This is a genomic window from Bradyrhizobium sp. HKCCYLR20261 (assembly GCF_051168435.1).
GTDB lineage: Bacteria > Pseudomonadota > Alphaproteobacteria > Rhizobiales > Xanthobacteraceae > Bradyrhizobium.
Map to the genome: position 1 here is coordinate 36,954 of NZ_JBNPUZ010000017.1, position 25,271 is coordinate 62,224.

Genomic DNA, 25,271 nt, shown 5'->3' on the forward strand with positions numbered 1-25,271 from the left:
CCCGGCGGAACCGTCGGGGGGCTGGCGCGCGCTACTGGATACCAGCCCCGGTCCCCGTGGACGAGGAGTTCGCAAGCGTCCGAAGTCCGATCTGGAGCATGTAGGCGTGGCTCAGAACGGGCGGAGTGGTGCCTGCCGTGTAATTATAGGACGTAACGTAGTTTGCGGCCAGCACGAAACAATCGTCCACGTAGCCGGCGCCGATCACATACTGGTTGATCTTGTTGGCGGCCAGATCCCAGCGCGCTGCACCCGTGACGATCCAGTTCGGTGCCACCTTGACGGAGCCGCTGCCCAGGATGCCCTCACGCCGGTCGAGGTAGCCGAGCGCCGGATCTGCGGCATAGTTGCCGTAGGTCAGGGCCACCGACCAGCGGTCGAAGTTCGCCTTCGCCTCGGCCTCGAAGCGCTGGATGTTCAGCGTCTGCTGGTCGAACCGGCTGCGCATGCTGAACGTGTAGGTCCGGTTCGGCGAGTAATCGACGCGGGCGACATAATCCGAGACGTTCTTGTCCAGGCCCGACCCGATGCCGGTGTTGTTCATGTCCTGAACCGCGTACGAGTTCAGCCCGAACAGGTGGTAGGACTGGCCGAACAGCACGTTGATGGTGCCGCCGCGGTCGAACTGGGTGGTGGCCTGCACGCCGACATTGGCGCGGCCGCCGCCCTCGACGCGGTCGTAGCCGGAGAACTTGTTGACGCTGAACAGGTTGCTGGCGTCGTACACCATGCTCTGCGCGTCTTCGTTCGGCAGCCTGCCGGCATAGGTCTCGTTCGGCCGGATGATGACCTGCGCGATCGGCTCGATCGTGGTGGTGCCCCACGGCTGCACGTTGATGAACGGGTAGCGATATTCGAGGCCGACGGTCGGCATCAGGCGCAGCGCCTGGGTGTCGCCGGTCTGCAGGAAGTTGCCGACGCCCGGCTGGTTCGAGACCTGCGCGTTGATCGCATCCGCGCGCAGGATCGCGAACGGTGTCCAGATCTGGCCGAACGGGTCCGTGAACGAGCGCCGCCATTCGGCCTGTGCCGTCAGCCGGGTATAGGTGCCGGGCGTGGCGCGCAGCAGGCACTGGGTGGGCAGGCGCGCGCGCGGATCAGCCGATGTCGTGGTGCACAGGCCGGCGGTGTTGGCCGTCGTGGTGATCGGATCGAACACCGCCGTTTCGCGGCTGAGATTGACGAAATTGGTCTTGTAGCTGACCTCGCCGCCGAACACCGGATAGTTCAGCACGTTGAAGTAGTCGAGTACCGGGTAGACCACCGGCACGGTCTGCTGGTTGCCCGAGAAGCTCAGATAATGGATCGCCCGGACGTCGAAGAAGCTGCGGCTGCCGACGCCGGTCAGGTACAGCTGCGAGATCGCTTCCGTCGGCAGGCTCATGAACGAGTTGAACGGGTCGCGATACTGCGCCAGCCGGTAATCCGACAGGAACATGTAGTCGGACAGCAGGATGCCGTCCCAGCCCCACACCCATTTGTCGTTGATCGCGAACTGGCCCTTGGTGTCGACGCCGCCGCGGAACTGGCGATCGCCCGGCTGGCCGGCGAACGCGTTGCGGTTCAGCTGGTCGATGCCGTACAGGCGCACCTGGTAGCCGCCATTGCTGAGGCGCTGGCGGAATTCGGTCTGCACCAGCACGCCCTGCTTGGAGGTGATGCGCGGCGTGAATGTCGCGTCGTAATCCGGCGCGATCGCCCAGTAATAGGGGATGTCGACGCCGAAGCCGTAGCCGCCCGTCTGGGTGAAGCCCGGCATCAGGAAGCCGCTCTTGCGCTTCACCGTCGGATCTGGCGTCGAGAAGTAGGGAATGTAGGCGAGCGGAACGCCGAAGAATTCGAGCTGGGCGTTCTCGAAATACAGCATCTTCTCGGTCTGGTCGTGGATGATGCGCGCACCCTTGACCTGCCACAGCGGCGGCTTCTTGGGATTGTCCTTGCAAGGCGCGCAGGCGGTGTACACGCCGTTCTCGAAGACGGTGTAATTGCCCTTGGAGCGGTCGGCGCGGGTCGCCGCCATCCGCGTCTGGTCCTCGGTCTCGACCCGCAGCGAATCGACGAAGCCGTCGCGGTAGTCGTCGGAGAGATCGAGGCTGTTGGCGTAGGTGATCTTGCCGTCGGCGTCGGTCATGCGGATGTTGCCTTCCGCATGCAGGCGCTTGGTCTTCTGGTCGTAGATCACCCGGTCGGCCTCGACCGAGGTGCCGTTGTAGAACAGCTGCACGTTGCCGACGGCCGACACACGCGAGTTGTTGTAGTCGTAGTCGACCTCGGTCGCCTGCACCAGCATCTGGTTGTCGTTGGCGACGCGCGGCGGCGGCGCCTTGGGCGGCCGCGGATTGTAGGTGAAGCTCTGGGCAGCAGCAGGAGACGGGGCCGCGATGCCGACGGCGAGCGCCAGCAGCAGGCCGAATCCTCCGGCCACGACGAATCCGGTAGCAGCAGACGCGACGAAGCGCGCGCGCGCGCAGGCGCTGCGCGCGGCAACACGCTGCCGAATCGCGGCGAGCGCGGTCTGACGGACGGCAACGAACGACACTAGCCGTCCTCCTGGTAGAGCAAGGCCATGAAGCCGGTGAGGCCGCCGACGAACACCGGAAGCCACGCCGCAGCGATCGGATTCATCAACTCAGCCTTGCTCAAATCTTCAGTTACTTTCGACAGAACGTAGAGCAGAAACCCGGCGCCCACGCCACTCAAAACCATCTTTTGAACGCCGCCCATTCGGAAGAACCGCAAGCTTACGGATGCGGCCAGCATGACCATCGCAGCCAGCAGAAACGGCTGTGCGATCAGCTTATGATACTGCAGTTTGTACCCCGCGGTCGCGAAGCCTGAACTCTCCGAGGAGCGGATGTAGGTCGGAAGTTGCCAAAACGACACAGTTTCGGGGGTGGAGAAGCTGTTTCGGACCTGCGCCGGGGTCAGGCTTGTGGGAAGAATGAACGTCGGTTCGTCCACCGGCGGCGCATCGAGCGAGAATCGGCGCACCGAGCGGAAGACCCAGCGGCCTTCCTCCAGCGTCGCCTCGCGCGCTTCGATTCGGTCCTTGAAGCGCTTGTTCGTGTCAAAACGAAACAGGGTCAGGCCGGTCAGCCGCACGCCCTGCTGTTCGCTGCGCGCGGCGTTGATGATGACCGAGCCGTCCGGATTGATCTGGTTGAGCCAGAAGCCGGCCGCGTCCTGCACGCCGCCGCCTGGGGCGGAGCCGAACAGCTCGGCCTCCATGCGCTTGGAGAGCTCGCGCAGATTCGCCGACATCGGGTTGTACAGCGTGGTCGCCATCAGGCCGAGCATGATGGCGCTGGCGAGCGCGGGCGCGATGAATTGCCAGGCCGAGACGCCCGCGGCGCGCGCCACCACCAGCTCGAGCCGGCGCGACAGCGCGAGGTAGCAGGTCATGGCGCCGATCAGCACGCAGAACGGCATCATCTTCTCGAGCAGCTGCGGCACGCGGAAGAGGGAGGTCTCCGCCACCATCAGCGCCGAGGCCGAGGCCAGCCCGGAGGTCTTGCGTACCATCTCGATGTAATCGACGAGCACGAGCAGGATGAAGATGCTGGCGAACACGCCGACCGCCGAGACCAGGAAGCGGCCGGCGAAATAGCGTCCGAGCGTGTTGGTGACCATGCTCATGCGGCGACCGGCCTTCTGAACAGCCGTGCGATGCGCGCGTTCGAGCGGTTGATCGCCTCCATCAGCCGCGCCGGCGGTTCGACCACCACGCCGCCGACGATGATCCAGATCGACAGGCCGAGCACGCCGAACAGCATCAGGTATTGCACCAGCGCGGCCATGGGGGTCTTCACCGTCATGACTGAGCAGGCAAAGCCCGCCATGCGGACGCCGAACACGGCCAGGATGGCGCTGCCGAACGAGAAGTTGCGGCTCTGCCGCGTCGTGCGTGGCGCGCCGAGGAACGCGAAGGTGAGGGCGGCAAAGGCGAACGGATAGATCGGCGCCAGGAAGCGGTCATGCAGCTCCTGCCGGAACTGTCCGGGGATCTGCTTGTAGATCGGATCGTTCTCGGCCGGAGCCATCAGCTCCCAGAGATAGCGCTCGCGGATGCCGAGCGTGACGTCGCGGCCCTGGTTCGAGAACTTCGACATGTCGAAGGCGTAGCGGGCGAAAGCGACCATCGCCGGTTCGCGCTTGCCGAGCTCGAAGCGCTCGAGATTGCCGTCCTCCAGCACCAGGAACGAGCCGTCGGCGTTCTTCACGACGGTGCCCTTCTCGGCGATGATGGTGATGCGCTCCTTGGGGTCGCGGCGGTCATCGATCAGGATGCTCTTCAACTCGCCGCCGGGCGAGCGTTCGCCGATTCGGATCGTCAGGTTCTGGTCGAGCTGCGCGAAGCGCCCGGGCTGCAGGATGTTGGCGAGCACGTCGGCGGTGATCTCGGCGTCCCATTGCTTGATCCGGCGCAGGCCGTCGGGCGCGAAGAACGATGCGATCAGGGTCACCAGGATCGCGACCACGCAGGTCGCGTAGGCGAACGGGACGAACAGCCGGATCGGCGACATGCCGGCGGCGTTCATGACGATGATCTCCGAATCGGTCGCGAGCTTGTTCAGCGTGTGCGAGACCGCGATCATCAGCGCGATCGGCGCGATGACGCCGAGCAGCGAGGGAATCACGAGGCCGGTGATGCCGAGGAAGGTCAGGATGGTCTGGCCCTGGCTGGTCATCAGGTCGATGCCGCGCAGCGCCTGGGTAATCCAGATCACGCCGGTGAGGCTGACCAGCACCAACGCGAACGACGCCAGCGTCGTGCGAAAGATGTACCTGTCGATGGACCCCATCGTGTGCGCTCGAATCCCCAGTCAGCTGTCCCAAACGAGCGCTGCAGCCAACCCTCGCAACGGGCCCCCGAGGCTGCTGTCGCCGTCACGTTCCGAAGGCGGTGAGTATCTGTACCATCCCTTTGATCCGTCGACAAAATGGCTGTGACATGGCGCCACGAAAATACGGTTAAAATTTCATCATTGTGACCACTCCGCCACGCGACCTTTCATGGGCCCCTTGGCAGGTCCGGCCACGGCGGGCCATACTGTTGCCAAGTTGGGTTCTGAACAGCCGCCATCCTCGTCTGGCCCTTGAAGTTTTCGGCCGGACGTGGCGGCTCATCACGTCGAAATCTGGAGGATTGCTTGATGTCCGACGCCGTCAAGGTCGGCTTCGTCCCGCTGTCGACCGCTCCCCGCGGTATCGTGGTGGCGTTTTGCGATGACACCCTGCGACTTGGAGTCGCGACCGAGAAGGCGCTCGGGGGAGCCACGGACCTGATCAAGCGCGCCGCTGGCGCCGCGCGGTTCAAGGGCAAGGACGGCGCCGTGCTCGACCTGCTGGCGCCCGAGGGAATCAAGATTCAGCGCTTGATCGTGATCGGCACGGGCAAGGGCGCCGATCTGAAGGACAAGGATTTACTCAAGTACGGCGGGACTTTAACCGGCAAGCTGAATGCCGGAACTGAAGCGGTGACGGTGCTGGCCGAACTGCCCGCGGGGCCGATGACGCCGGACCAGGTCAGCTCGCTCGCGGAAGGCGTGCGGCTGCGTGCCTATCGGTTCGACCGTTACAAGACCAAGAAGAAGGACGAGGAGGGCGGCGTGTCCGCCAACCTGTCGGTCGCTGTCGCCGACGTCGCTGCCGCGAAGAAGGCGTTCGCGCCTCGCGCGCATGTGACCGATGGCGTCATCCTGGCGCGCGATCTCGTGAACGAGCCGCCGAACGTGCTTTACCCGGAAGAGTTCGCCAAGCGCGCCGCCGCGCTGCGCAAGCTCGGCGTCACCGTCGAGATTCTCGACGTTCCCGCCATGAAGAAACTCGGCATGGGCGCGCTGCTCGGCGTCGGCCAGGGCTCGGCGCGGCCGAGCCGCACGGTGGTGATGCGCTACGACGGCGGCAAGAAGGGCGAGCCGCCGGCCGCCTTCATCGGCAAGGGCGTCTGCTTCGACACCGGCGGCATCTCGATCAAGCCGGCCGGCTCGATGGAGGACATGAAGGGCGACATGGGGGGCGCGGCCTGCGTCGTCGGCCTCATGCATGCGCTCGCCGCGCGCAAAGCCAAGGCGAATGTGATCGGCGCGATCGGCCTGGTTGAGAACATGCCCGACGGCAACGCCCAGCGTCCCGGTGACATCGTCACCTCGATGTCGGGCCAGACCATCGAGATCATCAACACCGATGCCGAAGGACGGCTCGTGCTCGCCGACGTGCTCTGGTACGTCGCGACCAAGTACAAGCCGAAATTCATGATCGATCTGGCGACGTTGACGGGGGCGATCCTGGTCGCGCTCGGCACCGAGCATGCCGGCCTGTTCACCAACAACGACGATCTCGCCGACAAGCTCGTCAAGGCGGGACAGGAAACCGGTGAGAAGGTCTGGCGCATGCCGCTCGGACCCGAATACGACAAGCTGATCGATTCGCAGTTCGCCGACATGAAGAATACCGGCGGACGGCATGGCGGCTCGATCACTGCCGCGCAATTCCTGCAGCGCTTCGTCAACGACACGCCGTGGGCGCATCTGGACATCGCCGGCACCGCGATGGGCGCGCCGAAATCGGAAATCAACCAGAGCTGGGGGTCCGGCTACGGTGTCCGCCTGCTCGACCGGATGGTGTGGGACGCCTACGAGGCCAAAGCAGGCGCCAAGGTTTGAACCTGCGATGACCGAAGTCCTGTTCTATCATCTGCAGAACATGACGCTCGAATCCGTCCTGCCGCCGCTGCTCGAGAAGTCGCTCGAGCGCGGCTGGCGCGTGGTGGTGCAAGCGACCTCGGAGGAACGCGCGGATGCGCTCGATGCGCATCTGTGGACCTATCGTGACGATTCGTTTCTGCCGCATGCCACCTGGCGGGTGGCCGATGCAGCCGACCAGCCGATTCTGCTGGCGGTGGAGGAGAGCAATCCCAACCGCGCGCATGTGCGATTTCTCGTGGACAACGCGCCGTTGCCGTCCGACTCACAGACCTATGAGCGCATGGTTCTGGTGTTCAACGGCGACGATCCGGATGCGCTTGCTGCAGCGCGGTCGGCATGGACCGATTGCAAAGCGCGCGGATTCGAGGTCACTTACTGGCAGGCCGATGAGCGGGGACGGTGGCAACGTCGGCAGTAGCAGCCGGTTCATTGCTGGCCCGGTAATAGCGGCACATCGTGATTAATGATAATCTGCCGATTTGCCGGCCAAGCGTTGGCAAAGTCACGAACGTGCCGCAAAGTGATGTTGGGACAACATCTTAGAGTGTCCACAGGTTGCAATTCAGCAAGGTTCATCGTGCGAGATCACAACAAACAGCTGACGCGCGTTCTGGCGTTTCTTGTGCTGGCACCGGTCATGACCGGATGCTCGAGCACGCCGGAGTTCCTGTCGAAGGACGCCGAATGGTTCAACCGGCCGCAGCGCCTGTTCATCAAGAACATCTCGATCGACGCGCCGCCGTTGACGCCGGATAAGCCGGTGTCGCCTGAGGATCTCGTCAGCGCGGATGGTGCGTGTCCCGGCATGGCGCCTTCCGGCGCCAATGCGATGGCGAATGACGCCGCGGCTGCGCCGCCGCCGACCGCCGGGGGCACTGTTGCTCTCGGCCATACCGAGTGCGACGTCGTGCGTGGCATCGGTGCGCCTGACAACGTCAACATTTCGAGCAATGGCGGTGAGCGTGTTGCCACCGTGACATGGCTGCGCGGCGCCCGCGCCGGCGTCTACACCTTCAACAGCGGCCGGCTCGCGTCCGTCGAGCGCGCGCCCGATGCCGGACCGGCGCCGAAGGTGGCGAAGCCGAGCAAGGCGAAGAAGCGCGCCACTTAAGACCAAGCCTGCAAGACCAAGCCTGTAAGACCAAGCTTGGTGCCGCGCTACCCGTGAGCAGGCGGGCGAGGGAATTCGTCCGCCGATGCTCTTTCAGCTTGTCGCCTCATCTTGCAGCGTGCTGGCTTCCAGCCATTGCTCCTCGGCGCGGGCGAGCGCATCGGCCGCATTGGCGCGCGCCTTGGAGAGTTGCGCGGCCTGTTTCGGATCGCGCGTGAAGATGTCGGGCAGCGACAACGCGCTGTCGATCTTGGCGATGATCTCGGTGATGCGCGCGATCTCGGCCTCTGCCGCGGCGATCTTCTGCTTCAGCCCGCTGCGCTTGTTGTCGCCGCGCGGCCGCTCGGCTTTCTCCGACGGCTGAGATCGCTCGTTGTCGCGCGCCGGCGCGCCGCTGCGCGTTGACAGGATCATGCGCCGGTATTCGTCGAGGTCGCCGTCATAGGTCTTGACGGTGCGGTCGGCCACCACCCACAGACGGTCGGCGCAGGCCTCGATCAGATAGCGATCATGCGAGACCATGATCACGGCGCCCGGAAATTCGTTGATCGCCTCCGCGAGCGCGGCGCGGCTGTCGATGTCGAGATGGTTGGTCGGCTCGTCCAGGATGATCATGTTCGGGCCGTAGAAGGTCGCAAGCCCGAGCAGCAGGCGCGCTTTCTCGCCGCCGGACAGGCTTTTCACCGAGGTGTCCGCCGCCTTGCCGGAGAAGCCGATCGCGCCGGCGCGGGCCCGCACCTTCGATTCCGGCGCATCGCCCATCAGCTTGCGGACATGGGTGTACGGTGAGCCGCTCTCGTCGAGTTCATCGAGCTGATGCTGGGCGAAATAGGCGATCGACAGCTTGTCGGCGCGCGTCACTTTCCCGGAGAACGGCGCCAGCCGTCCGGCCAGCAGCTTCACCAGCGTCGACTTGCCGTTGCCATTGGCGCCGAGCAGCGCGACGCGATCGTCATTGTCGATCCGCAAGGTGACGCGATTGAGCACGGGCTGTGCCGGGTCGTAGCCGACCGATGCGTTGTCGACCGCGATGATCGGCGGCGACAGCAGCTTCTCGGGCGCCGGAAACGTGATCTCGCGGACGTCCTGGGTGACCAGCGCGGTGATCGGTTTCATGCGCTCCAGCATCTTCACGCGCGATTGCGCCTGCCGCGCCTTCGAGGCCTTGGCCTTGAAGCGCTCGACGAAGGCCTGCAGCCGCGCGCGCTCCGCCTCCTGGCGCTTCACCGCCTTGGCGTCGAGCATCTCGCGCGTCGCGCGCTGCTCCTCGAAGGACGAGTAGCTGCCGCGGTAGAGCGTGAGCTTGCCGCGGTCGAGATGCAGGATCTGGTCGACCGAGGTTTCCAAAAGGTCGCGGTCGTGGCTGATCACGATCACCGTACGCGGATAATGCGCCAGGTGATCCTCGAGCCACAGCGTGCCTTCGAGATCGAGATAGTTGGTCGGCTCGTCCAGCAGCAGCAGGTCGGGCGCGGCGAACAGCGTCGCCGCCAGTGCCACGCGCATGCGCCAGCCACCGGAGAATTCCGAGCAGGCGCGGGCCTGGTCGGCCGCGGAGAAGCCGAGACCGCTGAGGATCGCAGCCGCGCGCGCCGGCGCCGAATGCGCGTCGATGTCGACGAGGCGTGTCTGGATCTCGGCGATCCGGTCCGGATCATCGGCGGTCTCGGACTCGCGCAGCAGCGCATCCCGCTCCAGATCGGCGCGCAGCACGACCTCGATGAGGCTCTCGGGACCGCTCGGGGCCTCCTGCGCCAGGCTGCCGATCCGCCACCGCGGCGGCAGGCTGATACTGCCGTTCTCCAGCGACAGTTCGCCGCGGATGGCCTTGAACAGCGTCGACTTGCCGGTACCGTTGCGGCCGACCAGGCCGACGCGCGCGCCGGGCGGGATCTGCACCGAGCTCTGGTCGATGAGAAGCCGTCCGGCGAGGCGGATGGAGATGTCGGTGATGGAAAGCATGCGCGCCTTGTCACCGCGCGCGCCGCCAAACGCAACCGCTTTATCGTGTTTTCAGGTGCGGGCTGGTCAGTCGAAGCGCGCGGCCGCGTCGTCCTGCTTGCGCAGTTCGTTCAGCAAATGGGCCAGCGACGCGGGCAATTCGGAGCCTTCTGGCGGCAGGCTGCGCTGCAGCCTTTCGCCCACGGCCTCACAGATCGATCGGCTGGTCTTGCGATCGAGCGCCTCGCTGTAATCGGCGGTGCGGCCAGACATGACGGAGTTCCACGAGCAGTTGCAATTCAGTGTCTTACCAAGTCGTAGGAGGCCGAATTGTTTCCGCGCAAGCTCCGAGAAGGCCGAAAATGGGTTGATAACACACGAAAAAAGCCCCGGCGTGGGGGAGACGCCGGGGCAATGCGAGTTCGGAGCGGCGGGGGGCGGATGCCGTTCCTAGGCTCGTATCAGGCGAGATCTCAGTAGCAGCGGTTGATCCAGCGCCAGCGCGGCCCCCACGGGGTCGGAACCACGCGGCGCACGTAGCAACCGCCATAGCCGTAGCTGTAGGCCGGGCCGCCGACGAACACGCGCGGACCATAGAACGGACGGTGCCAGCCGTAGCCGCCGTGCCAGCCGTGATGCCAACCGCCGCCGCCATGCCAACCACCGTGCCAATGGGCCGATGCAGCGGTAGGGGCGAGGGCGGCTGCGCCCAGGGCAACCGTGGCCGCGGCGATGAGTGAGAGTTTGCGCAACATGATCGTCTCCTGGATGACAGCGCTGGCGGCGCCGAAATTGTCCGAGGGATGAGGCTGGGAGAAGGCGGTCAGCCGGATCGCGGCTGGCTCGTCATCGCCCGATAGCGCACACGATAGGGCAAGACACCTGAACGAGGAGCGCACGAGCCCTTCAGACAATGTTCAGAATCGTGAAATTGTCGTAAGGCATCGCGCCTCCGGGAGGGCTCCGGTCGCTTGCCGTCGACCCGTGGCGTCGATATAAGCCCGCAACCCACCCAAATCCCGCACCTCCAAGGACGATATCATGGCGATTGAGCGCACCTTTTCGATCATCAAGCCCGACGCGACCGAGCGTAACCTCACCGGCGCGGTCAACGCGCTGATCGAGAAAGCCGGCCTGCGCATCGTGGCCCAGAAGCGCATCCGCATGACCCGGGATCAGGCCGAGACCTTCTACGCCGTGCACAAGGCGCGGCCGTTCTTCGGCGAGCTGGTCGACTTCATGATCTCCGGCCCGGTCGTCGTCCAGGTTCTCGAAGGCGAGGGCGCCATCCTGAAGTACCGCGACGTGATGGGCGCGACCGACCCGTCGAAGGCGGCCGACGGCACCATCCGCAAGCTGCACGCCAAGTCGATCGGCGAGAACTCGGTGCACGGCTCGGATGCGGCGGAAACCGCTGCGATCGAGATCGCGCAGTTCTTCTCCGGCAACGAAATCGTCGGCTGACGCTGAACATTGCGGCGGGGCCAGGCCCCGCCGCAGGGTTTCCGGCCGGGGAAGTCCCGTCGAACACATCTGGAAGGTCTGGCCGTGAACTGGCTGTCGCAACTCGCTGATCCCGCCACCTACGGTCATCTCCTCGCTCAATTCGAAGCCGATCTGCAGAGCCCCGGGTTCTGGCTCGCGCTCGGCAAGATCATCTGGATCAACGTGCTGTTGTCGGGCGACAACGCGCTGGTGATCGCGCTCGCCTGCCGCGGCCTGCACGGCAAGCACCGTTTCTGGGGCATGGTGGCCGGCTCCGGCATTGCCGTGGCGCTGCGGATCGCCTTTACCGGCATCGTCGCCACCCTGATGGCGCTGCCCTATCTGAAGCTGATCGGCGGCCTGGCCCTGCTGGTGATCGCCGCCAAGCTGCTGGTTCCCGAGGACGAGAACGACGACATCGCTGCCGGTACGACCTTGTGGCACGCCGTGCGCATCGTCGCGCTCGCCGACCTCGTGATGAGCCTCGACAACGTCATCGCGGTGGCCGCCGCCGCCAATGGACAGGCGTCGCTGCTGATCATCGGCCTCGCCATGAGCATCCCGCTGATCATTGCGGGTGCCGCGCTGATCATGCTTGTCCTCGATCGTTTCCCGCTGCTGGTCTGGCTCGGCGCCATGCTGCTCGGCTGGGTCGCCGGCGAAGTGATCGCGACCGATCCCGCGATCGAGCCGATGCTGCATCATCTGCTCGACGGCACCGTCAACATCAGCATCGACGCGACATCGGCGCTGTGGGCGGGCAAGTCGACTCTCACCAGCCATGTCGACGTCATGGAAACCCTGATGTCGCTGCTCGGCGCCCTGGTGGTCCTGGTAGCCGGCTCCATCTGGCGGGGGCGGGCGCTGCAGAACAAGGGCAAGCACGAGATCGAAGCCGTTCCGGCGCGCGGCGTCGAGCTGCCCTGACTGCAGGGTCAGTGCAGAAAGCTCGTCCAGTTCCGACCAACAACAAGGCCGCTCGTCGCACGAGCGGCCTTCTTCTTTGGGTGATCAGGGACGTGCGCCGGTGGTGATGACCGAGCCGACATGATGGCCGCGCAGCGCCGCCGTCAGCCGCCCCGGCACCAGGCCGTTGACGACCTGCACGCGCGACAGGTGCCGGGCATTGGCCATCACCTCGAGCAGCGTGCGATCGAACGGCAGCGTACCCTGTTGCTTGGCCAGCGCATCATGGCTGGTCTCGCGCAGCAATGTCGCCGTGGCGGCGTCGGGCCCGTTCGGATCGGCCGTGTAGACCCCATCCACGTCCTCGACGATCGTCAGCCCGGCCGCGCCCAGCGCGTCGGCGATCAGGAAGGCGCCGGTGTCGGCGCGATGCGTCGGCAGCCGCGAGGTCGGGAATTCATGGTGGTGATAGGGCGGGAAGGCGCTGCCGACGACCGCGCGCGCTGCCGTCAGATGAATGGCGAGCTGGTTCGCAATGGTCGGGTGCTCGACGTAGGAGACGCCCTCTGCGGCCAGCAGCGCTGCCAGGATGTGTCCATTCTGTCCGGCCTCGCTGGCGGCAAGCGGCGCGAGCGAGCCGACCGGCAGGCCGAGATCGAGGCCGATGCCGTAGAGATGGCGGGCGCGGATACCGGCGCCGGTCAGGATCAGAAGACGATGCTCGGGCAGCAGCTTCCTGGTCTCCTCGACCAGCGGCAGGATCGCCTCGGCGCCGCGATCCATGATCGAGCGGCCACCGATCTTGACGACCTGAAGCCAGGGCAGCAGCGCCATCGGGCGCTTGCCGGCGACGGGGCGGGTGAGCTTGTTGTCGAGCAGGGTCTGCCGGGCGAGCGGCGAGGCGACGTGCTTGATGGTGTTGGTGTCAGCCATGACGGGCGGCTCCGTTAGCTCGCGGTGATGATGGTTCCGACATGCTCGCCGGCGAGCGCGCGGGTCAGGTTGCCGGGCACGAGGCCGTTGACGATTTGCACCTCGCGGACGTGGCGGGCGGCTTCGAGCAGGTCGAGCATCGGGAATTCCAGGATGGAGTCGGCAAGGCCCTTGGCCTTCATCTCGGCGACCGAGATCCTTGGAATGAAGGTGGCGGTCTTGTCCGTCTTCGGATTGGCTGTGTAGAGCCCGTTCTCGTCCTTCACATAGATCATCGCCTTGCAGCCGAACTGTTCGGCGACCAGGAAGCAGCCGGCGTCGGTGCGGTAGGGCGGGATGACGCCGTCGGCTGATGGCCGCATCCACAGGCCGTAGGGCGGCATGCCGCTGAACACCACGGCGTTCACCTCGGCGAGATACAGCGGCACGGCGGACAGGCCGGCGCCTTCGACCGCGGAGATGCCGTACTTCGCAAGCAACTGACCCAGCATCGCCGCGTTCTGGTCGGCTACGGACGCGCCGAGCTGCGACAGCACGCCGGCAGGCAGGTTCAGGCCCGCGGCGATCGAATACAGGTGCCGCGCCCGAGTGCCGGCGCCGGTGCCGATCAGCATCTTGTGCGTCTTGCGCGCGGCGACGATCTCCTCGACCAGCGGATAGACGGCGGCACGGCCGCGATCGATCATGCTCTGTCCACCGATCTTGATCACGGTGGCATCAGGGAGGATGCGGAAATCAGCTGCCGTCTCCGCCGCCGCGATCAATTCGGCGTCGGTGAGCGAGCGCTGCATCAGAAGCTGCTCGAGCTCGGCCGTCGTGGTTGCCATTGAAGATTTTCCTTTCCTGGTCGCCGAGCCCACATGGCCTTCAGCTCCCATGTTCGTCCCCATCGCGCGGAGGATCGGCAGGCGGATCGCCCCGCACCGAACGCAGATAGAATGATTTTGGAATTCTCGAAAGCTATATTGTGAGAAATATAGATCACGTGTCGGAGTGTCGGCTTTGCGACAAGCCCGCGACGTTGCCCAAGTTCAGGTCATCATGCGTCGCGATGCATCGCGGATAATGCTCAACAATGATGCAGTGTGACGATGCCCTCGTGATGGGACATCGTGATAGTCCCACAGCACGCTTGCGATGGTGGCAACGCCTGATGACCGGCTGATGCAGCCGGTGCTGTGATGGATCGCCGAGACGCGATCTCCGCCCGCCGGATCTGTCCGCATGGGCCGACGCGCTCAACGGAGCCGGGGAAGGGCGTGAGCTGTTGATGCGGCTGCGGCACGGTGCCGCGTTTTGAACGAATAGGGTAGGGTGGCGTCGGTCGCGTCTCGTAGTCTTGAGCTGGATCGTCGTGAACCAGATCGTCGTGAACCAGATCGTCTTGAACCAGATCGTGCCGCGGCGACACCACCACGTCGGACTTCAAGCCATCGAGCCATCATCGGTATTTTTGAAATTGGACTAGCGAATGTTGACTGCAGAGGAGATCGGCCATGTCAGGTCGTCGTTCGACATGGTATTTGCCAATGCCTCGGAGATGACCTCCACGTTCTATGACCGCGTTTTCGAGCTCGCTCCGGAATGCCGCCAGTTGTTTCCCGCCGACATGGAGGTCCTCAAGCGGGATTTCATCGCGACCCTCGCGGTGCTCGTCGGCAGCCTCGACAAGATGACGGGCCTGTTGTCCAGCACTGATATTCTCGGCCGCAATCATGCGCGCTACGGCGTCAGGCCGGAGCACTATCCCGTGGTCGGTGAAGCGCTGTTGTGGAGCCTGGCCAAGGGTCTCGGGCCGCAATGGACTGAAGAGGTCGAGAACGCCTGGCGCAAGGTCTACGGTATCATCGCCCAGCGCATGATCGCGATCTCGGCCGGCGTCCCGCCGCAGCCCCGCTAGCGCCCTCAGGGCCGTGGCCCGGCCGCTTGGCGTGTTGGTCGATGCCGAGGCGCGAACTCGGCTAGCTCAGCACCACCGAGCCGGAGCGGCCGACGAGCCGGGCCAATTGCTTGAACCGCCCGCCGACGCGGTCGGCGACGAGATCGACCAGGTGATGTTCGAACACCAGCATCAGCTTGCGGTCCTGGGTGCGGAAATGCGTGGCGGACAGCACGCCCGGCCGTGCCGCCGAGATCAGATGCGCGACGCGGAAGGCGGTACCGAGCAGGCGGGCGCGATCGATCTGTGCGGGACTTAGTTGCTGGGTGAGAGCAGGGGCAGCCGCCTCGTCGCGCTGACCTTCGTAGCGGAAGAACACCGACAGCGCGACGAAGATGCGGCCCTCATGGCTGATCGAGCCGAAATTGCCGTTGAGGATGATGCCGTAGGTCTGCTCGCCGCGATGATCCGGATGCATCCGCCAGCCGATGTCGGACATCAGGCAGGCGGCGTGGCGCAGCCTGCGCTCGTCATCGGTCTCGCGGACATGCACGACGCGAAACAGGCGGTCGGTCCAGTCGATCAGTTCGCGGGCATGCTGCGCCGAGCGCGACAGCAGCTCGTTCAATCCTTGCGCCGCGCTGAGCAGGCCGTCCTTGGCGCGCTCGGCATCCGGCAGCTTGGAGTAGAGCAGGCCCTCGCGTACGCCGAAGGTGGAGAATACGACCGTGGTGGGCTTGGCGACGCGGATGATGTGCTCGAGCACCAGCGCGGCATAGGCGAGCAGCGGCCGGCGCGCCTCGGCGATCGCCTCGATGTCGGCCAGCATGTCCGCGGCGACCAGTCGGCGCAGCCGGCGCACGAAGGCGAGCGCGTCCGCGGCGGGGATCGCATAGCCGTGCATGACGCCGAGCGGATAACCGCTCTGGATGATGTGGATGCGCGCCAGCGCGCGCCAGGTGCCGCCGACCGCGTAGAAGGTGCGGCCCTCGCCGGCGAGAAGTTGCGGCAGGTCGGTCAGCGCCTCGCTGGCGATCCGCTGTGCCTTCTTCAGCGATTTCTCCGCAAGGTCCTGAAGCGCCAGGCTGCCGAGCGGCAAGGTGACGCCGCTGCGCACCTGATGGCCGCGCACGTCGATCAGCTCCAGCGAGCCGCCGCCGAGATCGCCGACGATGCCGTCGGGCTTATGAATGCCGGAGATGACGCCGAGCGCCGAGTAGCGCGCCTCCTCGGGGCCGGTGAGGATCTGGATCGGCACGCCGCAGATCTTCTCGGCCTTGGCGATGAAGTCGGGGCCATTCGAGGCATCGCGGCAGGCGGCCGTGGCGATCGCATGGACCTGACCTACCTTCTGCACCTTGCAGAGCGCACGGAACCGCTTCAGCGCCGTCAGCGCCTTGTCCACGGCGTCGGCAGCGAGCAGGCCGGTGGTCTGCACCTCGCGGCCGAGCCCGCACAGCGCCTTCTCGTTGAACACGGTGACGAGACTGCGCTCCATCGCCTGGTAGACGACGAGACGGACGGAGTTCGAGCCGATGTCGATGACACCGACATTTCCGGCCCTGGTCGCGGGCCGTTTCACCGCGTCATTCCCCTGAGAAGCAGGTCGCTAGGACGAGTTGCGTTCGTTCCGGCGCGTGAGCCGGCGCGGTGATGATTCCTTGAGCGACTTTCCACGGCCGGACAGACTCGGATTCGTCATGAAGTAATTGTGCAGGTTGAACGGCTCCTCGCCCTTCGCGGCCTTCATACGCGTTGACGACCCATCCGGCAACAATTGCCAGCTCTGCTCGGTGTCCTTGAGGTTGGCGACCATGATCTGCTCCAGCACCTGCTGGTGCACGGTCGGGTTCTGCAGCGGGCACAGCACCTCGACGCGGCGGTCGAGATTGCGCGGCATCATGTCGGCCGAGGAGATATAGACCGCGGCCTTGGCGCTCGGCAGGCCCTGGCCCATGCCGAAGCAGTAGATGCGGCCATGCTCGAGGAAGCGGCCGATCACCGATTTGACGCGGATGTTGTCCGACAGGCCGGGAATACCGGGCCTGAGGCAGCAGATGCCGCGCACGATCAGGTCGATCGAGACGCCGGCCTGCGAGGCCTCGTACAGCGCGTCGATGATATCGGGATCGACCAGCGAGTTCATCTTCATCCAGATCACGGCCGGCTTGCCCTGGCGGGCAAAGCTGGTCTCGCCATGGATGTGCTCGATCATGCGCTTGCGAAGCGTGAGCGGCGACACCGCCATCTTCTCGATGTCGATCGGCTCGGCGTAGCCGGTGATGTAGTTGAACACCCGCGTCACGTCGCGGCCGATCACTGGGTCAGAGGTGAAGTAGGACAGGTCGGTGTAGATGCGCGCCGTGACCGGATGATAGTTGCCGGTGCCGGTGTGCACATAGGTGGTCAGGCTGCCGCCTTCGCGGCGCACGACCATCGACAGTTTCGCATGGGTCTTCAGTTGCAGGAAACCATAGACGACCTGCACGCCGGCGCGTTCGAGGTCGCGCGCCCAGCGGATGTTGGCTTCCTCGTCGAAGCGTGCCTTGAGCTCGACCAGCGCGGTGACCGATTTGCCGGCCTCCGCCGCTTCCACCAGCGTGCGCACGATCGGCGAATTGTTCGACGTGCGGTACAGCGTCTGCTTGATGGCGACGACATCGGGATCGCGCGCCGCCTGCTGCAGGAATTGTACGACGACGTCGAACGACTCGTAGGGGTGGTGGACGATCAGGTCCTTCTGCCGGATCGCAGCAAAAATGTCGCCGCCATGGTCGCGCACCCGCTCGGGATGGCGCGGCACATAGGGCGCGAATTCCAGGTCGGGCCGGTCGACGCGCGTCAGCTGCGACAGCTCGTTCATCGCCAGCACGCCGTCGACCACGAACACCTCGTCGTCGGTGGTCGCCAGCGCATCCTGCACGAAGTGGCGCAGCTCCTCCGGCATGTTGGCCTCGATCTCGAGCCGGATCACCGAGCCGCGGCGGCGGCGCTTGAGCGCGGTCTCGAACAGCCGCACCAGATCCTCGGCCTCTTCCTCGATCTCGATCTCGCTGTCGCGGATGATGCGGAAGGCGCCCTGGCCCTTGACCGTGTAGCCGGGAAACAGGCGGCCGATGAACAGGCTGGTCGCCTGTTCCAGGGTGATCAGGCGGATGACGCCGTCCTTGGCGCCGGGGAAGCGGATGAAGCGGTCGATCTTGCCGGGCATGCGGATCAGCGCGTTCATCGGCCGGCCGTCGGCGGTGCGCGTGAGCTGCAGCGCCACGGTGAAGCCGAGGCTCGGGATGAACGGGAACGGATGCGCCGGGTCGATCGCGAGCGGCGTCAGCAGCGGGAAGATGTTTGCAAGGAAGTGGTCCTCGATCCAGGCCCGCTCGCTCTTGGTGACATCCTGGCCGTCGACCAGCACGATGCCGAGCTCGGCGAGAAACTTGCGCAGGTCGCGCCAGATCGCCTGCTGGTCGATCGCGAGCTGCGACACGGTCTCGTTGATCAGCTTCAGCTGCTCGATCGGCGTCAGCCCGTCCGGGCTGCGCTCGGCAATGCCCTCGCGCACCTGGGCGCGGATGCCGGCGACGCGGACCATGAAGAATTCATCAAGGTTGTTGGCTGAAATCGACAGGAACCGCACCCGCTCCAGCGCCGGGTGGCGCGGATTGACCGATTCCTCGAGCACGCGACGATTGAAATGCAGCCAGGACAGTTCCCGGTTGATGAAGCGCTCGGGGCTCGAGGCGATCTCGAGCCCGGCAGCCGTAACCGGCTCTTGTGCTGCAATCTCAGTCACTTGCTCAATATCCATGAGAACTCGATCCATATTCGGTCACGGCGCCAAATCAGGGCGCGAGTGCCAACCAGTAGCGCAAGCCGTATGACAGAGGGATGACGTCGCCGGCACCATTGAGGTTCCGGCGAAGGCTGCCGTCAAGATGGCCGGCGGTCACACGCTGCGGAGCAGCTCGGCCGCCAGGGCACGGGTGACGGGCCGTCCGAGCCGCAGCGACTCGTTGTCGAGCATCGCGATGGTCTCGCGCGCAGCCGCATAGGATCGCTCGATGCGGCTCGCCAGGTAGCTCACGACCGTCTCGTCGATCGAAAGCTGCCGGTCGGCCGCGAGCTTGACGATCAGGGCTCGGAACAGCTGGTCGTCGGGCGGCAGCAGGGTGACCACCGGGACGGCGCGCAGCCGCGACCTCAGGTCGGCCAGCGCAATCGGCAGGCTCGCCGGTGCCTCGCGGGCGGTGATCAGCACGAAGGCTTCGTCCTGGCGCGCCAGGTTCAGCAGATGAAACAGGGCCCGTTCATCGAGATCGGCGGCCGTGAGGTCCTCCAGCACCAGCGCGCCGGTGGCGAGCGCCCCGGGGACGGCGCCGGCCTCCAGCGCATGCGCCGACAGCGAGCGGGCGCCGGCCTGCTCGGCCCAGATCGCGGCGAGATGGCTCTTACCGGAGCCGTCGGGGCCGACCAGGAACATCGTCCGGGCCGGCCATTCCGGCCATGCGTCGACCAGAGCGAGCCCGGCCGCGTTGCCGGGACCTTCGAAGAAGTTGTCCCGCGTCAGGCTCTCCTCGTGCGGCAGGGCAAGGGCCAGCTGGCGAGGGGGAATGTGGCTGGCCAAGATCGACGTGCTCCGTAACGTGGCGTGCCCGAGGTCCGCGACAGCTCTTGAGAGGATCAGCGGACTTCAATGGTGCTCATGTGGCGCACCCAGTCGACCAGATACAGCCCGACCGACACGAGCGTAAAGACCGTGACCAGCACCATCAGCACCGCGTCGTAAGGCTTGGGCTCGAAGCCGAAGCTGAGTGAGGCGAGCACGAGCGCGGCAAATCCGACCTGGGCTGCCGTGTTCAGCTTGGAGACCATCAACGGCTTCATCGCGACCGGCCGGTCGAACAGCCAGGAGACGATCACCGCGGCCACGATCATGATGTCGCGCGAGACCACCAGGATGACGATCCAGCGCGGGATGGCGCCCCAGATGCCCAGCGTGACGAAGATCGAAACCAGCAGGGCCTTGTCCGCCAGCGGGTCGAGCAGGGCGCCGAGCTCGGAGCGGAGATTGAATCGCCGCGCCAGGAAGCCGTCGACGGCATCGCTCACGCCGGCCACCACGAACACCAGAAACGCGACCTCCATCTCTCCGGCCGCGATGGCCCAGACCACGATCGGCACCAGCAGGATTCGGCCCAGCGTAATCAGATTGGGGATAGAGTGGGGAATGGTCACGCAGCTGGTCCCGACGACAACTCGATCAAAACTTAACCCACTTCCGTGCGAAGCGAACCGGTCGGTTCCTAGATAGGGTGGGGACGAGCCCCCTGCGAGCCATTGCGCGCAGCCGGATTCCGACGTAACCAGCGGTCAGATTAGGGGTTTTTACCATGACCGAGCGCAAGAACGGGCTCACTTATGCAGATTCGGGCGTCGATATCGATGCCGGAAACCGTCTGGTCGATCTGATCAAGCCCATGGTGCGCGCCACCGCCCGCGCCGGCGCGGATGCCGAGATCGGCGGCTTCGGCGGCCTGTTCGATTTGAAGGCCGCCGGCTTCAAGGATCCGATCCTGGTGGCCGCGACCGACGGCGTCGGCACCAAGGTCAAGATCGCAATCGAGACCGGGCTGCATGGCGGCATCGGGATCGATCTCGTTGCCATGTCGGTCAACGATCTCGTGGTGCAGGGCGCCGAGCCGCTGTTCTTCCTCGACTACTTCGCCTGCGGCAAGCTCGACCCGGAGGCGACGGCTTCGATCGTCGCCGGTATTGCCGAAGGCTGCCGCGAATCCGGCTGCGCGCTGATCGGCGGCGAGACGGCCGAAATGCCGGGCCTTTACAAGGACGGCGACTACGATCTCGGCGGCTTTGCCGTCGGCGCAGCCGAGCGCGGCACCCTGCTGCCGTCGCCGGACATCGCGGCCGGCGACCTGGTGCTCGGCCTGGCCTCCTCGGGCGTGCATTCCAACGGCTACTCGCTGGTGCGCAAGATCGTCGCCCAATCGGGCCTCGGCTTCGATGCGCCGGCGCCGTTCGCGCCGGTGCTGACGCTGGGTGCGGCACTGCTGACGCCGACGCGGCTCTACGTGAAATCCTGCCTGCGCGCGATCCGCGAGACCGGCGCGGTCAAGGGGCTGGCACATATCACCGGCGGCGGCTTCACCGACAACATCCCGCGCGTGCTGCCGAAGCATCTCGGCGTCTCGATCGACCTGACGCATCTGCCGGTGCTGCCGGTGTTCAAATGGCTGGCCGGGCAGGGCGGCATCGCCGAGCGCGAACTGCTGCGCACCTTCAATTGCGGGATCGGCATGATCGTGATCGTCAAGGCCGAGGCCGTCGACGCCGTCACCGAGGTGTTCACCGCCAATGGCGAGCACGTGGCCCGCCTCGGTGAAGTGGTCGCGGCGTCGGGCGAGGAGCGCGTGATCTACACCGGCGCGCTCGATCTGGCTCTGTGAGACGAGCTGCCACGATGAAGCGCCGCGTCGCCATCCTGATCTCCGGTCGCGGTTCGAACATGGCCGCGCTGATCCGCGCTGCGACGCAGCCGGGCTTTCCGGCCGAGATCGCCGTCGTGATCTCGAACCGCGCGGACGCCGCCGGACTGCAGAAGGCTGCGGAGAGCGGCATCGCGGTCGAGGTGATCGAGAGCAAGCCGTTCGGCAAGGACCGCGCCGGCTTCGAGGCCAAGCTGCAGGCGGCGCTGGACGCGCGCGGCATCGAGATCATCTGCCTGGCCGGCTTCATGCGGCTGTTCACGGCCGAGTTCGTGCAGCGCTGGTATGGCAGGATGCTCAACATCCATCCCTCGCTGCTGCCGTCTTTCCCTGGCCTTGATCCGCACGGCCAGGCGCTGCGCGCCGGCGTGAAGCTCTCCGGCGCGACCGTGCATTTCGTGATTCCCGAGACGGACGCCGGCCCAATCGTGATGCAGGGCGCGGTCGTGGTGCGGGACGACGACACCGCCGACACGCTGTCGGAGCGCATCCTCGGCGTCGAGCACCGGATCTATCCGGAAGCGCTGAAGCTGCTGGCGAGAGACCAGGTGCGGCTGGAAGGCGATCTCTGCAAGACCACCGCGACGGAGCAGGCGGACCAGATGATGATCTGGCCGATGGTTTCGTAGTTGGGGCGTTGTTGCCGGGTGAGGGATCTTGTCTGCGGAGAGAGTGCGCTCGCGGAAAGAACCCCTCGCCCGAGTGAGTATGACGCTGCCACCGTCTGGCCCTCTCCCACCCTGGCGAAGCTTTGCTTCGCCAGGGTGGGAGAGGGCATCGCCGGCCGATCTGCGGGCTCGCTTGGGTGAGGGGTTTCTTTCCGCAGGAACAGCCGTGTATCGCCCGCGCTGAGCCTGCGTTCGGACAAAAAAAATCCCCGGCAGGGCCGGGGGCGCATCAAGGGCTGACGAAGTCTGGTCATCCGCGTAGTAGCCTTGCGCGGAGTTCGTTAGCTGAGGGCGGCCCACATCATGGCATGTCCGCCCGCACACAGGTTCACGACAGCTTCAAATTCTCCGCCGAGGTCTTGCCGCGGCTCTCCACCAGGTCATATTCGATCGGCTGGTTCTCGTTGAGCGTGGTCAATCCGGCCCGCTCGACGGCCGAGATATGGACGAACACGTCCTTGTCTCCGCCGGCCGGTTTGATGAAGCCGTATCCCTTGGTCGGGTTGAACCATTTCACGCTGCCCTTGTAGGTCGGCATCGTTGTCTCCTCCGTCTAGACGAAAAAAAGACGCGGCCACGCTCGCGCGTGCCACGCCACAAACGGGCTTCCCGGGATCTGCTTGATTTCCGAAGTCACGAAACGCACAGTCGAACGGCCAATCCGATTGTATCCGAGATTGCAACACGATTTTCCGTCGATATCAAGTTTGCCGAACTGATGAGAACGCGTCGCGGAGTCGCAAGCACTGTCGCGCCAGCGCCTCGCGACGTTGTGGCGCCGGAACCACAAAGTTCCGCACGACCCGGCCGGACCGGAACATCCGGATTGACCATCAGGGAGAACTGCAGGCAAATCCCGACGGTTGATATTTAATCAATTCGGGGCGGGCATCGATGCGCGGCGCATCTCGGGCTGCAGAGACAGGACGCTCGCGCGGGTTCGCACGCGCACTGGCTGGTGTCGCCGCACTCGGGTTGACGCTCGTGCTCTCCGCTGGCGCCGCCGGCGCGGCAAGCCTGCCAAGCCCGTCGGCAAGCCCCACGCCCACGCCAAGCCCGACCCCCGTTCCTGTTCCTGTCCCAAAGGCAAGCGCGCTGAATGCCGATCTGTCTGCGGGCCAGTCGGTGCTCAATCTTGGCTCCAGCTTCCTGGAGCGGCTGGGGGTCGAGGCGACGCATGGCGGAAGCCGGCTCCAGCGCAGCAATCCCGGCGGCGGCGGCGCGTCGGAGGCGGCGGAGCAGCCGCGCTTTCGGACCTGGGGCGAAACCTATGGGGTTTGGGCTCGCAGCCAGCCCCAGGGCGATTTCGTCGGCGACCGCAGATCGACCTGGGGCGGCGTTGCCGGTATCGGCATGCGCCTCGCGCCCGGCGTGAATGCCGGGATCTCGGTGGACCAGAGCCGCACCTGGGTCGACGTGCCGCTGGCGCTCCAGTCGGCCACCCTCGACCTGACGCAGCTGGGCTTCAATGCCTCCGTGGATCAGGGACCCTGGACCTGGGCCATCGCGGTGGTCTATGGCTCCGGTGGGATCAAGGCGCAGCGCGGCACCAGCCTGGGTGCGACGCGCGCAGCCTACGGCGCCCACATCACCGGCGTCCTGAGCGAACTCGACTACTACTGGAGCTTCGGTGAAACCCGGGTCGTGCCGAAGCTCGCCTTCGAATATGCGCGCGCAACCACCGCCGCATTCCAGGAAAGCGGCGGCCTCGAACCGCTCACTGTCAGCGGCACGTCGCTCGAGCGCGCGCGCTTTCTCGTCGGGGCCGAAGTCGGCCGCTACTTCATTCTCGATGGCAAGATCCTCGACCTCTCGGCCTACGCCAAGTTCGTCGACAATGTCTGCCAGAACCTCGGCTCCGTCACCGTCAGCCTCGGTCCGCAAAGCATCACGCTCCAAGGACTGGGCGAGGGCCGCTACGGCGCCGACACCGGAGCGGCGATGTCGCTGTCGCTGAGCAGCACCTCGCGCATCTATGTGAACTACGACGCCAAGCTTCGCTCGGCGCTGCAGTCGCATCAAGGCACGCTCGGCGTCGAGTTCAAGTGGTAGGCTCTCAGACCGGGCTGGGCGCGACGTAGCCGCCGAAGCCGACCACCTCCCGTGCCTGCGCCATCAAGGGGACCAGCTCCAGCGGATGGATGAATTCGTCCCGGAAGCAGGCGTGGACCTTCGGATCGAAAATGCGCTTCAGCCAGTCGATGACGATCTTGTGCCGGTCCGAGTTGCGAAACTCCTTGTGGTAGGTCAGCCACAGATCCATGTGGTAGTTGATGCCGAGGTCCACCGGAACCAGCGGCGCGCCGAGCGCGACCGCGGATGTCGGCAGGAAGCCGATGCCGGCGCCGCGCTCGACGGCGTAGAGCACGGCCACGCTCGAATTCGTCGAGATGCCGACGATGCCTTCGAGGGACTCCAAGCCGAGAATGCGGGCGTAGCCCGTCTCATCCAGTTGCACGCCGTGCTGCTTGATGATGCGGTGGTTCCTGAGATCGGCGAGCGTCTTCGGCAGTCCATAGGCGTCGCGATAGGATTCCGACACGAAGCCGTAGATGTGAAGGCGGCCGAGCTTGGCAACGATGACATCGGGATTGGTCGGCGGCTCGAACTGAATCGAGATGTCGGCCTCCAGCCGTGAGACGTCCGCCTGCTGCATCGCGCAGCTCAGATCGACCGTGATCCTGCGATAGGTCCGCTGGAAGTCGATCAGCCGCGGCAGGATCCAGAAATTGCCGGGGCCTTCGGTCACCGCGACGCGCACGGAGCCGCGGGTATCGGTCGAGAGCGAGGCGCGCCGGAAGATGTTGAAGCTCAGCCTTTCCATCTGTTCGACGTCGAACAGCAGCGACCGCCCTTCATCGCTGAGCGACAGGCCGGACTGATCGCGAATGAACAGCTTGCAGCCGAGCTCTTCCTCGAGCCGGTCGATCTTGCGCATCAATGTGGTGGCCGTGAGCCCGAGCACATCGGCGGCATGTCGAAAGCTGCGGTGCCGGGTACAAAGGAGAAATGCTCTTAAATCTTCCCACGATGCATTAAGCGTTTCGTCAGGTTTGCGGCGCTGCGTCAGCGCAGCGCCCCGATGCAAATGTTGCGGCATACACACTCCAGCCCCGACTAGTATGGTGACGTCATCAAAGC

The 25,271-nt window shown here is 65.4% G+C and carries 23 protein-coding genes; 9 read left to right on the forward strand and 14 right to left on the reverse strand.

The features are described from left to right. Nucleotides 1-31 precede the first annotated feature (31 nt). Genes ACQR1L_RS28480 through lptF form a run of 3 tightly spaced genes read right to left on the reverse strand, consistent with a single transcriptional unit; the run spans nucleotide 32 to nucleotide 4,802 of the window. On the reverse strand, nucleotides 32-2,539 hold the full coding sequence (locus ACQR1L_RS28480; RefSeq protein ID WP_434861235.1) for an LPS-assembly protein LptD: 2,508 nt from the start codon (nucleotides 2,537-2,539) through the stop codon (nucleotides 32-34). Beyond that, the gene (lptG, locus tag ACQR1L_RS28485) at nucleotides 2,539-3,636 is read right to left on the reverse strand and encodes an LPS export ABC transporter permease LptG (protein ID WP_434861236.1); all 1,098 of its coding nucleotides are present in this window, start codon (nucleotides 3,634-3,636) and stop codon (nucleotides 2,539-2,541) included. Before lptG ends, ACQR1L_RS28480 begins: the two co-directional genes overlap by 1 nt. After that, nucleotides 3,633-4,802, reverse strand: coding sequence for an LPS export ABC transporter permease LptF (gene lptF / locus ACQR1L_RS28490; RefSeq protein WP_434861237.1), 1,170 nt, complete (start codon nucleotides 4,800-4,802; stop codon nucleotides 3,633-3,635). The genes lptG and lptF overlap by 4 nt, the downstream gene beginning before the upstream one ends. A gap of 351 nt (nucleotides 4,803-5,153) precedes the next feature. On the opposite strand from lptF, the gene ACQR1L_RS28495 reads away from it, so the two are divergent. The 3 genes from ACQR1L_RS28495 (at nucleotide 5,154) to ACQR1L_RS28505 (ending at nucleotide 7,818) form a co-directional block, all read left to right on the forward strand. Further along, a complete protein-coding gene (locus ACQR1L_RS28495) occupies nucleotides 5,154-6,665 on the forward strand; it encodes a leucyl aminopeptidase (protein ID WP_434861238.1) in 1,512 nt (503 codons plus the stop codon). A 7-nt stretch (nucleotides 6,666-6,672) separates the two neighbouring features. Then, complete coding sequence (locus ACQR1L_RS28500) at nucleotides 6,673-7,125, forward strand: DNA polymerase III subunit chi (RefSeq protein WP_434861239.1); 453 nt, start codon at nucleotides 6,673-6,675, stop codon at nucleotides 7,123-7,125. Nucleotides 7,126-7,329: 204 nt separating this feature from the next. Next, a complete protein-coding gene (locus tag ACQR1L_RS28505) occupies nucleotides 7,330-7,818 on the forward strand; it encodes a hypothetical protein (protein WP_434861352.1) in 489 nt (162 codons plus the stop codon). Between the two features lie 93 nt (nucleotides 7,819-7,911). Here ACQR1L_RS28505 and ACQR1L_RS28510 read toward each other — a convergent pair whose 3' ends face one another. From ACQR1L_RS28510 to ACQR1L_RS28520, 3 genes are all read right to left on the reverse strand, one after another. Further along, nucleotides 7,912-9,780 (reverse strand): ABC-F family ATP-binding cassette domain-containing protein, encoded by a 1,869-nt coding sequence (locus ACQR1L_RS28510; RefSeq protein ID WP_434861240.1) that lies wholly within the window; start codon nucleotides 9,778-9,780, stop codon nucleotides 7,912-7,914. Nucleotides 9,781-9,846: 66 nt separating this feature from the next. After that, the gene (locus ACQR1L_RS28515; protein ID WP_434861241.1) at nucleotides 9,847-10,032 is read right to left on the reverse strand and encodes a hypothetical protein; all 186 of its coding nucleotides are present in this window, start codon (nucleotides 10,030-10,032) and stop codon (nucleotides 9,847-9,849) included. Between the two features lie 200 nt (nucleotides 10,033-10,232). Continuing rightward, nucleotides 10,233-10,514, reverse strand: a complete 282-nt coding sequence (locus ACQR1L_RS28520) for a sulfur globule protein precursor (protein ID WP_434861242.1) — start codon at nucleotides 10,512-10,514, stop codon at nucleotides 10,233-10,235. Nucleotides 10,515-10,800: 286 nt separating this feature from the next. Between ACQR1L_RS28520 and ndk the strand changes: the two genes are divergently transcribed. Together ndk and ACQR1L_RS28530 are read left to right on the forward strand one after the other, a co-directional pair. Then, nucleotides 10,801-11,223, forward strand: coding sequence for a nucleoside-diphosphate kinase (ndk, locus tag ACQR1L_RS28525; protein WP_006613441.1), 423 nt, complete (start codon nucleotides 10,801-10,803; stop codon nucleotides 11,221-11,223). A gap of 84 nt (nucleotides 11,224-11,307) precedes the next feature. Continuing rightward, a complete protein-coding gene (locus ACQR1L_RS28530) occupies nucleotides 11,308-12,171 on the forward strand; it encodes a TerC family protein (protein ID WP_434861243.1) in 864 nt (287 codons plus the stop codon). Between the two features lie 84 nt (nucleotides 12,172-12,255). Here ACQR1L_RS28530 and ACQR1L_RS28535 read toward each other — a convergent pair whose 3' ends face one another. Both ACQR1L_RS28535 and ACQR1L_RS28540 read right to left on the reverse strand, forming a co-directional pair. Beyond that, nucleotides 12,256-13,083: a molybdenum storage protein subunit alpha gene (locus tag ACQR1L_RS28535; RefSeq protein WP_434861244.1), complete on the reverse strand. Its 828-nt coding sequence runs from the start codon at nucleotides 13,081-13,083 to the stop codon at nucleotides 12,256-12,258. A 14-nt stretch (nucleotides 13,084-13,097) separates the two neighbouring features. Beyond that, on the reverse strand, nucleotides 13,098-13,910 hold the full coding sequence (locus ACQR1L_RS28540; protein WP_434861245.1) for a uridine kinase: 813 nt from the start codon (nucleotides 13,908-13,910) through the stop codon (nucleotides 13,098-13,100). Between the two features lie 644 nt (nucleotides 13,911-14,554). Here ACQR1L_RS28540 and ACQR1L_RS28545 point away from each other — a divergent pair. Continuing rightward, complete coding sequence (locus ACQR1L_RS28545; RefSeq protein WP_434861246.1) at nucleotides 14,555-14,983, forward strand: globin family protein; 429 nt, start codon at nucleotides 14,555-14,557, stop codon at nucleotides 14,981-14,983. Nucleotides 14,984-15,044: 61 nt separating this feature from the next. Here ACQR1L_RS28545 and ppx read toward each other — a convergent pair whose 3' ends face one another. The 4 genes from ppx to ACQR1L_RS28565 form a co-directional block, all read right to left on the reverse strand. Continuing rightward, nucleotides 15,045-16,544: an exopolyphosphatase gene (ppx, locus tag ACQR1L_RS28550; RefSeq protein WP_434861247.1), complete on the reverse strand. Its 1,500-nt coding sequence runs from the start codon at nucleotides 16,542-16,544 to the stop codon at nucleotides 15,045-15,047. A gap of 27 nt (nucleotides 16,545-16,571) precedes the next feature. Next, nucleotides 16,572-18,767 carry an RNA degradosome polyphosphate kinase gene (locus ACQR1L_RS28555; RefSeq protein WP_434861248.1) on the reverse strand — a complete coding sequence of 732 codons (2,196 nt, stop codon included), beginning with the start codon at nucleotides 18,765-18,767 and terminating at the stop codon, nucleotides 16,572-16,574. A 138-nt stretch (nucleotides 18,768-18,905) separates the two neighbouring features. Next, nucleotides 18,906-19,583 (reverse strand): chromosomal replication initiator DnaA, encoded by a 678-nt coding sequence (locus ACQR1L_RS28560; protein ID WP_434861249.1) that lies wholly within the window; start codon nucleotides 19,581-19,583, stop codon nucleotides 18,906-18,908. A 56-nt stretch (nucleotides 19,584-19,639) separates the two neighbouring features. Next, entirely contained in the window at nucleotides 19,640-20,194 is a 555-nt protein-coding gene (locus ACQR1L_RS28565; protein ID WP_434861250.1) for a CDP-alcohol phosphatidyltransferase family protein, read from the reverse strand. Nucleotides 20,195-20,349: 155 nt separating this feature from the next. On the opposite strand from ACQR1L_RS28565, the gene purM reads away from it, so the two are divergent. Both purM and purN read left to right on the forward strand, forming a co-directional pair. After that, on the forward strand, nucleotides 20,350-21,423 hold the full coding sequence (gene purM / locus ACQR1L_RS28570) for a phosphoribosylformylglycinamidine cyclo-ligase (protein ID WP_434861251.1): 1,074 nt from the start codon (nucleotides 20,350-20,352) through the stop codon (nucleotides 21,421-21,423). A 14-nt stretch (nucleotides 21,424-21,437) separates the two neighbouring features. Continuing rightward, nucleotides 21,438-22,091 carry a phosphoribosylglycinamide formyltransferase gene (gene purN, locus ACQR1L_RS28575; protein ID WP_434861252.1) on the forward strand — a complete coding sequence of 218 codons (654 nt, stop codon included), beginning with the start codon at nucleotides 21,438-21,440 and terminating at the stop codon, nucleotides 22,089-22,091. A gap of 367 nt (nucleotides 22,092-22,458) precedes the next feature. On the opposite strand, the gene ACQR1L_RS28580 is transcribed toward purN, so the two are convergent. After that, the gene (locus ACQR1L_RS28580; protein ID WP_434861253.1) at nucleotides 22,459-22,668 is read right to left on the reverse strand and encodes a cold-shock protein; all 210 of its coding nucleotides are present in this window, start codon (nucleotides 22,666-22,668) and stop codon (nucleotides 22,459-22,461) included. Nucleotides 22,669-23,024: 356 nt separating this feature from the next. On the opposite strand from ACQR1L_RS28580, the gene ACQR1L_RS28585 reads away from it, so the two are divergent. Further along, the gene (locus ACQR1L_RS28585; protein WP_434861254.1) at nucleotides 23,025-24,182 is read left to right on the forward strand and encodes an autotransporter outer membrane beta-barrel domain-containing protein; all 1,158 of its coding nucleotides are present in this window, start codon (nucleotides 23,025-23,027) and stop codon (nucleotides 24,180-24,182) included. 4 nt (nucleotides 24,183-24,186) lie between these two features. Here the strand turns inward: ACQR1L_RS28585 and ACQR1L_RS28590 are convergent, their stop codons facing one another. Then, nucleotides 24,187-25,230: a LysR family transcriptional regulator gene (locus ACQR1L_RS28590; protein ID WP_434861255.1), complete on the reverse strand. Its 1,044-nt coding sequence runs from the start codon at nucleotides 25,228-25,230 to the stop codon at nucleotides 24,187-24,189. Nucleotides 25,231-25,271: the final 41 nt, after the last annotated feature.

Excerpts from the sequence above, each read along its gene's own strand:
- lptG (WP_434861236.1), bottom strand. The coding sequence starts at position 3,636 with ATGAGCATGGTCACCAACACGCTCGGACGCTATTTCGCCGGCCGCTTC.
- lptF (WP_434861237.1), bottom strand. The coding sequence starts at position 4,802 with ATGGGGTCCATCGACAGGTACATCTTTCGCACGACGCTGGCGTCGTTC.
- ACQR1L_RS28495 (WP_434861238.1), top strand. The coding sequence starts at position 5,154 with ATGTCCGACGCCGTCAAGGTCGGCTTCGTCCCGCTGTCGACCGCTCCC.
- ACQR1L_RS28500 (WP_434861239.1), top strand. The coding sequence starts at position 6,673 with ATGACCGAAGTCCTGTTCTATCATCTGCAGAACATGACGCTCGAATCC.
- ACQR1L_RS28510 (WP_434861240.1), bottom strand. The coding sequence starts at position 9,780 with ATGCTTTCCATCACCGACATCTCCATCCGCCTCGCCGGACGGCTTCTC.
- ACQR1L_RS28515 (WP_434861241.1), bottom strand. The coding sequence starts at position 10,032 with ATGTCTGGCCGCACCGCCGATTACAGCGAGGCGCTCGATCGCAAGACC.
- ACQR1L_RS28520 (WP_434861242.1), bottom strand. The coding sequence starts at position 10,514 with ATGTTGCGCAAACTCTCACTCATCGCCGCGGCCACGGTTGCCCTGGGC.
- ndk (WP_006613441.1), top strand. The coding sequence starts at position 10,801 with ATGGCGATTGAGCGCACCTTTTCGATCATCAAGCCCGACGCGACCGAG.
- ACQR1L_RS28535 (WP_434861244.1), bottom strand. The coding sequence starts at position 13,083 with ATGGCTGACACCAACACCATCAAGCACGTCGCCTCGCCGCTCGCCCGG.
- ACQR1L_RS28540 (WP_434861245.1), bottom strand. The coding sequence starts at position 13,910 with ATGGCAACCACGACGGCCGAGCTCGAGCAGCTTCTGATGCAGCGCTCG.
- ACQR1L_RS28545 (WP_434861246.1), top strand. The coding sequence starts at position 14,555 with ATGTTGACTGCAGAGGAGATCGGCCATGTCAGGTCGTCGTTCGACATG.
- ACQR1L_RS28555 (WP_434861248.1), bottom strand. The coding sequence starts at position 18,767 with ATGGATATTGAGCAAGTGACTGAGATTGCAGCACAAGAGCCGGTTACG.
- purM (WP_434861251.1), top strand. The coding sequence starts at position 20,350 with ATGACCGAGCGCAAGAACGGGCTCACTTATGCAGATTCGGGCGTCGAT.
- purN (WP_434861252.1), top strand. The coding sequence starts at position 21,438 with ATGAAGCGCCGCGTCGCCATCCTGATCTCCGGTCGCGGTTCGAACATG.
- ACQR1L_RS28580 (WP_434861253.1), bottom strand. The coding sequence starts at position 22,668 with ATGCCGACCTACAAGGGCAGCGTGAAATGGTTCAACCCGACCAAGGGA.
- ACQR1L_RS28585 (WP_434861254.1), top strand. The coding sequence starts at position 23,025 with ATGCGCGGCGCATCTCGGGCTGCAGAGACAGGACGCTCGCGCGGGTTC.
- ACQR1L_RS28590 (WP_434861255.1), bottom strand. The coding sequence starts at position 25,230 with ATGCCGCAACATTTGCATCGGGGCGCTGCGCTGACGCAGCGCCGCAAA.